The organism is Rhodopseudomonas sp. (assembly GCF_048594845.1).
Taxonomy (GTDB): domain Bacteria; phylum Pseudomonadota; class Alphaproteobacteria; order Rhizobiales; family Xanthobacteraceae; genus Rhodopseudomonas.
Map to the genome: position 1 here is coordinate 1 of NZ_JBMDXE010000209.1, position 8500 is coordinate 8500.

Below are 8500 nucleotides of genomic sequence, written 5' to 3' on the forward strand. Positions count from 1 at the left end.
ACGATCTTGCCGGGGTGCATGTTCTTCTTGGTCCACGACATCTCGGAGACGTGGATCAGGCCTTCGATGCCCGGCTCGAGCTCGACGAACGCACCGTAGTCGGTGATGTTCGTGACGCGGCCGGTGAAGCGCGCGTTGAGCGGGTACTTGGCCTCGATGCCCTGCCACGGATCATCCAGCAGCTGCTTCATGCCGAGCGAGATGCGGTGGGTCTCGTGGTTGATCTTGATGATCTTGACCTTCACGGTCTGGCCGATCGTCAGCACCTCGGTCGGGTGGTTGACGCGCCGCCAGGCGATGTCGGTCACGTGCAGCAGGCCGTCGATGCCGCCGAGGTCGACGAACGCACCGTAATCGGTGATGTTCTTGACGACGCCGTCGATCACCTGACCCTCTTCGAGGTTCTGCACCAGCTCCTGGCGCTGCTCGGCGCGGGTCTCTTCGAGAACCGTGCGGCGCGACACCACGATGTTGCCGCGGCGGCGGTCCATCTTGAGGATCTGGAACGGCTGCGAGTTGTTCATCAGCGGCGCGACGTCGCGGATCGGACGGATGTCGACCTGCGAGCGCGGCAGGACCGCCACGGCGCCGTCGAGGTCGACCGTGAAGCCGCCCTTGACCTGATTGAAGATGACGCCGAACACCTTCTCGTTGTTGTTGAAGGCCTTCTCGAGCTTGCCCCAGCTCTCTTCGCGGCGCGCCTTGTCGCGCGACAGCACGGCTTCGCCGAGCGCATTCTCGATCCGGTCGAGGAACACCTCGACGGTATCACCAACCTTGAGTTCGCTGTCGCGGCCCGGGCCGGCGAATTCGCGCAAAGCGACGCGGCCTTCGGTCTTCAGGCCGACGTCGATGACGGCCATGTCCTTCTCGATCGCGACGACCTTGCCCTTGATGACGGAGCTTTCCTGAAGGTTTCCGCCGGCGAAGGACTCGTCGAGCATCGCGGCGAAATCGTCGCGGGTCGGGTTATACGAAGTAGCAGTCGAAGCCATTTGTTCTCCAGATGCGGATGTCGCCGGCAGTTCGGTTGAGGGACGTCTCGCGCGCGCAGTGTCAGGGGTCCGCGAACCTGACGACCATTCCGCATTGGAGTGCGGAGCGGGCCGGCAGCATGCCTGCACGGTCGAGCCGTTGATCCGACATCATCGGATCGCAGCAATCAGTCATTCCAAGAAGGAGCATTCCAAGAGACGGTCCGGCAGCGAACGAAACGGCAGGCTCACAGCTAAAAAGGCGCTCAGCCTGGATGCGTTCGACCATCGCTGAAAACCGTGGAGCGGGCGTTCCTCCAATGACGGCGTCGGTTGGTGCTTAAACCCGACGCCGGCCCGCTCGAACGGCCTCGACAATCTCGATGGCGGCCCGGACGCCGCCTTCTATATCCAAATAGGAATTGTCGAGCAAGACTGCATCCTCGGCCTGCTTCAAAGGTGCGGCGCTGCGATTCTTGTCACGCTCGTCGCGTTTGAGGATGTCGGCGAGGATCGCGGCCTCGTCGCCGGGCTCGCCGCGGCCTTGCGCCTCAAGGGCCCGGCGGTGGGCGCGGACCTCGGGTTTGGCGACCACGAAGATCTTCACGTCGGCATCCGGGCAGATCACGGTTCCGATGTCGCGGCCGTCCAGCACGGCGCCGGGCGGATCGGCAGCGAAACGGCGCTGAAATTCGACCAGCGCGGCGCGTACGGCAGGATGCGCCGACACCACCGAGGCGGCTTCGCCGACCGTCTGGCTCTTTAGCGCCGGGTCGCCGAACGTCTCCGGATCGAGGCTGCGGGCGATCTCGGTGGCGCGGGCCTCGTCGGCGAGGTCGGCGGCGGCGTCGAGCATCGCCTTGGCGACGGCGCGGTAGATCAGTCCGGTATCAAGGTGCCGATAACCGTAATGCGCGGCCAGCCGCTTGCCGAGTGTGCCTTTGCCGGAGGCAGCGGGTCCGTCGATGGCGATGATCATGCTGTCCCATATCCGTGGTGGTCGGCGCCGCGGCGCGGCTGCGGTTCAACACCGCCGCTAGAGGGATTTCAAGCCGGGTTGTTTGCAGCCTGCCGGTGGCCGGTATAAACCCGCGAGCCGCCGACACCAGCCCGGCGCGCCGCACCAGATCACTGCCCGGACACTCCTCGGAATGGCTACTCCTGCTTTCGTCAAACGGATCCTGAGGACGGACGCTTTTCAGTGGGCCGCGACAGTCCCGGCCGCGATCTACTTTCAGGTCGTGCTGTGGACCGGTCGGTTCGACCGCGCGCCGCTGCCGATCCCGGAGCCCTACATCCTGGCGATGTGGCACGGCCGGCTGATCATGCTGCCGATGCTGCGGGGCACCGGCAAGCCGCTGATCGCCCTGATCAGCGGCCATCGCGACGGCCAGATCATCAGCAAGGTCGGCTCGGTGTTCGGCATCAAGACCGTGGTCGGCTCCAGCTCCAAGGGCGGCATGCGGGCGGCGCGCGAGATGATGCGGCTGGCGCGCGACGGCCACAGCCTGTTCGTGACGCCCGATGGGCCACGCGGGCCGCGGATGCATATCAACCACGACGGCATTCTCGATCTGGCGCGGCTCACCGGCCTGCCGATCGTGCCGGCCGGCGTCAGCATGCAGCGCGGCAAGCTGCTGAAGAGCTGGGACCGGCTGCTGCTGCCGGGGCTGTTCTCGATGATCGCGATCCGGTACGGCGAGCCGCTGATCGTCGACGGCCAGGCCGACCGCGGCGAACTCGGCGCCCGTCTGTCGGCGTCGCTGACCGCCGTCCAGCAAGCCGCCGATCGGCTGGTCGGCCGCGAGCCGGTCGAGCCGGCCTGACCGCAATCAGGCCAGCTCGCCCCCCAGCCGGCGCATCATCGGGACGAAATCCGGGAAGCTGGTGGCGATGAAGGCGGTGTCGTCCACCGTCACCGGCTTGTCGGACGCCAGACCCATCACCAGCGCCGACATCGCGATGCGGTGATCCATGTGGGTAGCGACCAGGCCGCCGCCCGGCACATGACCCTTGCCGACCACGATCAGGTCGTCGCCCGCAATCTCGACCTCGACGCCGTTGACCCGCAGCATCGCGGCGGTGGCTTCGAGCCGGTCGGATTCCTTGACCCGCAGCTCGTGCAGGCCGCGCATCACCGTGGTGCCCTCGGCGAAGGCGGCCGCGACTGCCAGCACCAGATATTCGTCGATCATCGACGGCGCCCGCTCGGCCGGCACCTCGACGCCGCGGAGATGCGAGCCGCGGATCCGGAACTGCGCCATCGGCTCGCCGGCATCGCCGCGGGTTTCGCTTTCCTCGATCGCGCCGCCCATGTCGCGCAGCGTGGTGATCAGTCCCGTGCGCAGTGGGTTGGTCATGACGTCGGTCAGCACCACGTCCGAACCCGGCACCACCAGCGCCGCCACCATCGGGAACGCCGCCGAGGACGGGTCCGCCGGCACCACGACCGGCGCGCCGCGCAGTTCGGGCTGACCGGTTAACGAAATCTTACGGCCAAGTCGGCCCTCCGGCTCGGTCACCAGCGTGGCGCCGAAATGCTGCAGCATCAGCTCGGTGTGGTCGCGGCTGGCCTCGGCCTCGATCACCGTGGTGATGCCCGGCGCCGCCAGCCCGGCTAGCAGCACCGCGGATTTGATCTGCGCCGACGGCACGGGGGTGCGGTAGGTGATCGGGAGCGGATCGCGCGCGCCCGCCAGCGTCAGCGGCAGCCGGCCGCCCTCGGCGCTCGACACCACCTTGGCGCCCATCTGCGCCAGCGGATCGACGATTCGCCGCATCGGCCGGCCGCGCAGCGAGGCGTCGCCGTCGAACGTCGCGGTGATCGGCGAGCCCGCCACCGCGCCCATCGCCAGCCGGCAGCCGGTCCCCGAATTGCCGAAATCGAGCGGCGCGTCCGGCTGGGCGAAGCCGGCGACGCCGACGCCATGCACGCTCCAGGCGCAATCGCCGGTGCGCTCGACGCGTGCGCCCAATGCGCGCATCGCCTTGGCGGTGTTGAGCACGTCCTCGCTTTCGAGCAGGCCGGTAATCCGGGTCTCGCCCACCGCCATCGCGCCGAGAATCAGCGCGCGGTGCGAGATCGACTTGTCGCCGGGCACCCGGGCGGTGCCGGCAAGCGCCTTGCTCTTGCGCGCGGTGAGCGGCGAGGTTTGGTCTGAATGGCTCAAGATGGAGGTCCTCTGCGCACCGGGCGCCTGATCGAAGCGGGGCCGCGCGCTGCGTGGCCGCCGATACGGCATAAACCGCTATTGACAGCGGCGTGGCAACTAGCCAAGTGAAGCACCGTTTTTCAAGAAATCCCAAGGTTGCACAAGTGGCGAAATCCGATCTCGGAACCAAACGCATTTGCCCGACGACGGGCAAAAAGTTCTACGATCTGAACAAGAACCCGGTGATCTCGCCCTACACCGGCGAGGTGGTGCCGATTGCGCCGGTGGCGGCGCCGCGCGGCCGTGCCGATCAGCGTGCTGCCGCAACCGCCGATACCGCCGATGCGCCCGAGGCGATGGAGGCCGAAGAGCTGGTGTCGCTCGAGGAGGCCGATGCCGAGGAGAAGACCGGAAAGGTCAAGGCGATCGTTCCGGAGTCGGAAGACGACATTGAAATCGACGAATCGATCGAGGATGACGACGATTCGACCTTCATCGCCGACGAAGAAGAAGGGGATGAGGACGTCACTGACATCATTGGTGACGTTTCTGGTGATGAGGAGACTTGAGCTCTTCGTCAAACTGTGATCAACGAATGCCGCGCGCGGTTGATTTGACCGCCCGCACCCAGGGTACGGGGCCATAGCTCAGCTGGGAGAGCGCTTGCATGGCATGCAAGAGGTCGGCGGTTCGATCCCGCCTGGCTCCACCAGCCTTCGCTTGCTTCGCAAGCTACGGCTCGGAGAACCCGATCGTCCTTTCGTAACGACGCGAACGAAGGACGTTGCGGCATAGGCCGCAAGACAACGCTTCCTGACATTCCCACATTTCGGTTTGAGCGCAGATACGCTCGCGCTGTGCTCGCGTCACCCTCTCCCGCGAGCGGGAGAGGGAGCGCGCCGTATGTGGTGAGGGGCTGAGCGTCTACACGAAATGATTCGAGCGATGCCTCACCCCGAGCACGGCCGGTCCCCTCTCCCGCCTGCGGGAGAGGGCTAGGGTGAGGGCGCCCCGAGCACGGCGGTCAACAGTCGCCGCATTTGCCAAGACCCGGCTCTGACCGGTAAGTTCGCCTCCCCATCAAAGCTTCAATAAGAAAGCCCTCATGACTTCTCCCCTGATGGCCGGCGCGATTGCCGGTTTGCGCGTGATCGATCTGTCGCGCGTGCTCGGTGGCCCTTACTGCACCCAGATTCTCGCCGACCACGGCGCCGACGTGATCAAGGTCGAGCCGCCGGCCGGCGACGAGACCCGCGACTGGGGCCCGCCCTTCCACGACGACGACGCGGCGTATTTCATCGGCACCAACCGCAACAAGCGGTCGATCGGCCTCGACCTCGCCTCCGAGGGCGGCCGCGCCGTGCTGATGAAGATGCTCGAAGACGCCGACGTCATGATCGAGAACTTCAAGCCCGGCACGCTCGACAAATGGGGCATCGGCAACGACGTGCTGCGGGCGAAATTTCCGCAGCTGGTGCATTGCCGGATTTCCGGCTTCGGCGGCGACGGCCCGCATGGTGGCCATCCCGGCTACGACGCCATCATCCAGTCGATGGTCGGGCTGATGGAATCGACCGGCACGCCCGACAGCGGTCCGACCCGAATCGGCGTCGCGCTGGTCGACATGTCGACCGGCCTCTACGCCTGCGTCGGCATCCTGATGGCGCTGCTGGAGCGGCAGAAGTCGGGCCTCGGCCAGTTCGTCGAGGCGACGCTGTTCGAGACCGGTCTCGCCATCATGCATCCGCACACGGCGAACTTCTTCATGCACGGCAAGCCGCCGGCGCGCACCGGCAACGAGCATCCGAATCTGTATCCGTATTCGGTGTTCGCGGCGCGCGATGGCAACATCTTCATGGGCGTCGGCAACGACGGCACCTTCCGCAAGCTGTGCCGCGAACTCGGCAAGCCCGAGCTCGGCACCGACCCGCGCTTCGCCCGCAACCGCGACCGCGTCGTCAACCGCGCCGAGCTGCGCGCGGAACTGGAAGCGATCCTCGCCAACCACGACGCCGAGCCGCTGTGCCGCCAACTGCTCGCCGCCGGCCTGCCGGCCGGACCGGTGCAGGCGATCGACAAGGCGCTGGCCTCCGACCACGTCAAGGCCCGCGGCGATATCATCGAGAAGGACTGGTACAAGGGCATCGCCTCGCCGGTCCGGTTCGATCGCACCAAAGCGAGCCTGCGCCACATCCCGCCGACCTTCAGCCAGCACGCCGACGAGGTGCTGGGCGAGTTCGGCTATGGGGCGGACGACATCGCCAAGCTCAAGGCCGACGGCATCGTCAGCGGCCCGGAGCGCAAGCGCTAAGCCCTTGGGTAGCGGGGCCTCGCCGGCTCCGCTACCCGCCATCGCGGACGCGCCGCACTCGCGTCCGCGTGATCTTCCGCAACCTCCCGAAGTTCCTGCTGCGTTGCCGCAAGGTGGCGTTGGTCTTTTTCCGGGCTTTGCACTCCGGCCGCTTCCTCCTAACGAGCACGTCGCCTATACGGTCATGTAACTGTCATCCGGCGCTGCTAACGCGCGCGCACACGAGATGACCGCTCGTTCGGGAGGTACTTGATGACGTTTCGCTCCTTCGGCCTGACGGCGCTCGCCGCGTCCGTCGCCACCACGCTGGCGCTGGCTTCGCCCGCCTATGCCGTCACCGAAATCCAGTGGTGGCACGCGATGACCGGCGGCAACAACGATGTCGTCGTCAAGCTGGCGAACGACTTCAATGCCTCGCAGAGCGACTACAAGGTGGTGCCGACCTACAAGGGCAGCTATCCGGACACGATGAATGCCGGCATCGCGGCGTTCCGCGCCGGCAATGCGCCGCACATCATGCAGGTGTTCGAAGTGGGAACCGCCACCATGATGGCGGCGACCGGCGCGGTGAAGCCGGTCTATAAGCTGATGCAGGAAACCGGCGAGCCGTTCGATCCCGCCGCCTATCTGCCGGCGATCACCGGCTACTACTCGACCTCGAAGGGCGAGATGCTGTCGTTCCCCTTCAACTCGTCGTCGATGGTGATGTGGGTCAATCTCGACGCGCTGAAGAAAGCCAACATCGCCGAGATCCCGAAGACCTGGCCCGAAGTGTTCGACGACGCCAAGAAGCTCAAGGCCGCCGGCTACGCGACCTGCGGCTTCTCGACTGCCTGGGTGACCTGGGCCAATCTCGAGCAGTTGTCTGCGTGGCACAACGTGCCGCTGGCCTCGAAGGCCAACGGCCTCGACGGCTTCGACACGAAGCTGGAATTCAACGGCCCGCTGCAGGTCAAGCATCTCGAAAAGCTGATCGAGCTGCAGAAGGACAAGACCTACGATTACTCCGGCCGCACCAACACCGGCGAGGGCCGCTTCACCTCGGGCGAGTGCCCGCTGTTTCTGACCTCGTCGGGCTTCTTCGGCAACGTCAAGTCGCAGGCCAAGTTCGCCTGGACCAACGCGCCGATGCCCTACTACCCGGACGTTCAGGGCGCGCCGCAGAATTCGATCATCGGCGGCGCCTCGCTGTGGGTGATGGGCGGCAAGACGCCGGACGAATACAAGGGCGTCGCCAAGTTCCTCGCCTTCCTGTCCGACACCGACCGCCAGGTCGCGATCCACAAGGCGTCGGGCTATCTGCCGATCACCAAGGCGGCCTACGAGAAGGCCAAGGCCGAGGGCTTCTACAAGGACCAGCCTTATCTCGAAACGCCGATCAAGGAACTGACCAACAAGCCGCCCACCGAAAACTCCCGCGGCCTCCGCCTCGGCAACATGGTCCAGCTCCGAGACGTCTGGGCCGAAGAAATCGAACAAGCCCTCGCCGGCAAGAAAACCGCCAAGGACGCGCTCGACGCGGCCGTGACCCGGGGCAACGTGATGCTGCGGCAGTTCGAAAAGACGGCGGTTCGTTAGCCGCGTTATCCCTGGCGTCATGCCCCGCGAAAGCGGGGCACCCAGTATTCCAGAGCACCTCGGCAAGATCGGGGGCGTCACGGAGTACTGGGTCGCCCGGTCAAGCCGGGCGATGACGATGGAGTGCTTGTCGAGTCTGCCGGCCACAGGTAAGCAGCTGCACCATGCTCAAGCAGGCCGTCTTTCAATCCAAGTTTCTGCCTTATCTGCTGGTGCTGCCGCAGCTCGTGGTGGTGCTGGTATTTTTCTATTGGCCGGCCGGGCAGGCGGTGGTGCAGTCGTTCCTGATGCAGGACGCGTTCGGGTTGTCGACCGTGTTCGTCTGGTTCGACAACTACAAGGAGCTGCTGGCCGATCCGGATTACTTCGCCGCCATCCTGCGCACCTTTGCGTTCTCCTTCGCGATCGCGCTGGCGTCGCTGTCGCTGGCGCTGCTGCTCGCCGTGATGGCGGACCGGCCGCTGCGTGGCTCGATGTTCTATCGC

The 8500-nt window shown here is 65.9% G+C and carries 7 protein-coding genes, 1 tRNA gene and 1 pseudogene; 6 read left to right on the forward strand and 3 right to left on the reverse strand.

The genetic code is table 11. The features are described from left to right. Together ACOJTD_RS13385 and cmk are read right to left on the reverse strand one after the other, a co-directional pair. Positions 1 to 995: 30S ribosomal protein S1 (locus ACOJTD_RS13385; protein ID WP_420133395.1), on the reverse strand; the 995-nt coding region annotated here is incomplete at its 3' end. Between the two features lie 319 nt (positions 996 to 1314). Then, positions 1315 to 1953, reverse strand: coding sequence for a (d)CMP kinase (gene cmk / locus ACOJTD_RS13390; RefSeq protein WP_420133396.1), 639 nt, complete (start codon positions 1951 to 1953; stop codon positions 1315 to 1317). A gap of 172 nt (positions 1954 to 2125) precedes the next feature. Between cmk and ACOJTD_RS13395 the strand changes: the two genes are divergently transcribed. Beyond that, the gene (locus ACOJTD_RS13395) at positions 2126 to 2800 is read left to right on the forward strand and encodes a lysophospholipid acyltransferase family protein (RefSeq protein ID WP_420133397.1); all 675 of its coding nucleotides are present in this window, start codon (positions 2126 to 2128) and stop codon (positions 2798 to 2800) included. A gap of 6 nt (positions 2801 to 2806) precedes the next feature. Here the strand turns inward: ACOJTD_RS13395 and aroA are convergent, their stop codons facing one another. After that, complete coding sequence (gene aroA / locus ACOJTD_RS13400) at positions 2807 to 4144, reverse strand: 3-phosphoshikimate 1-carboxyvinyltransferase (protein WP_420133398.1); 1338 nt, start codon at positions 4142 to 4144, stop codon at positions 2807 to 2809. Positions 4145 to 4290: 146 nt separating this feature from the next. On the opposite strand from aroA, the gene ACOJTD_RS13405 reads away from it, so the two are divergent. The 5 genes and pseudogenes from ACOJTD_RS13405 to ACOJTD_RS13425 all read left to right on the forward strand — a co-directional run. Beyond that, positions 4291 to 4695 (forward strand): TIGR02300 family protein, encoded by a 405-nt coding sequence (locus ACOJTD_RS13405; protein WP_420133399.1) that lies wholly within the window; start codon positions 4291 to 4293, stop codon positions 4693 to 4695. A gap of 67 nt (positions 4696 to 4762) precedes the next feature. Next, positions 4763 to 4838: transfer RNA gene (locus ACOJTD_RS13410), tRNA-Ala, on the forward strand. Positions 4839 to 5231: 393 nt separating this feature from the next. Then, entirely contained in the window at positions 5232 to 6437 is a 1206-nt protein-coding gene (locus tag ACOJTD_RS13415) for a CaiB/BaiF CoA transferase family protein (RefSeq protein WP_420133400.1), read from the forward strand. Between the two features lie 252 nt (positions 6438 to 6689). Further along, complete coding sequence (gene ugpB, locus ACOJTD_RS13420) at positions 6690 to 8015, forward strand: sn-glycerol-3-phosphate ABC transporter substrate-binding protein UgpB (RefSeq protein ID WP_420133401.1); 1326 nt, start codon at positions 6690 to 6692, stop codon at positions 8013 to 8015. 164 nt (positions 8016 to 8179) lie between these two features. After that, positions 8180 to 8500 (forward strand): annotated as a pseudogene (locus ACOJTD_RS13425) (glycerol-3-phosphate transporter permease); the annotation flags it as partial.

Excerpts from the sequence above, each read along its gene's own strand:
- cmk (WP_420133396.1), bottom strand. The coding sequence starts at position 1,953 with ATGATCATCGCCATCGACGGACCCGCTGCCTCCGGCAAAGGCACACTC.
- ACOJTD_RS13395 (WP_420133397.1), top strand. The coding sequence starts at position 2,126 with ATGGCTACTCCTGCTTTCGTCAAACGGATCCTGAGGACGGACGCTTTT.
- ACOJTD_RS13415 (WP_420133400.1), top strand. The coding sequence starts at position 5,232 with ATGACTTCTCCCCTGATGGCCGGCGCGATTGCCGGTTTGCGCGTGATC.
- ugpB (WP_420133401.1), top strand. The coding sequence starts at position 6,690 with ATGACGTTTCGCTCCTTCGGCCTGACGGCGCTCGCCGCGTCCGTCGCC.